Consider the following 286-nt stretch of genomic DNA (forward strand, 5'->3'; position numbering starts at 1 on the left):
GGCCTGTTCGTGCAGGGCGAACATGCCGGGCGACAAATGGGTCTCCGCCTTGGGTGTCGTCTGGATCAGAAGATAGCCGGCGTCGTCGCCGTAGGCGGGCCATGTGGCGTCGGCGGCCCCTCCCGGCGCGCCAGAGCGGGCGAAGCGGGTCCAGTAGCCGACCATGGCGTCCGAGAGGGCCGTCTCCTGCGCCGTGTCGGGAATCTTGGGCCACAACGGCGGCGTGCGGTTCAGCCGGCCGAACATATAGGGCAGTTCTCTGGCGTGGAAGGCGTGCAGGCCCGCC

At 69.6% G+C, this 286-nt stretch carries 1 protein-coding gene; it reads right to left on the reverse strand.

The features are described from left to right. The coding region (locus CVH10_RS19625) for a carboxylesterase family protein (protein ID WP_146143124.1) at positions 1 to 286 on the reverse strand (286 nt) is incomplete at both ends.

It is taken from the genome of Halomonas sp. ND22Bw (assembly GCF_003011945.1).
GTDB lineage: Bacteria > Pseudomonadota > Gammaproteobacteria > Pseudomonadales > Halomonadaceae > Halomonas > Halomonas halophila.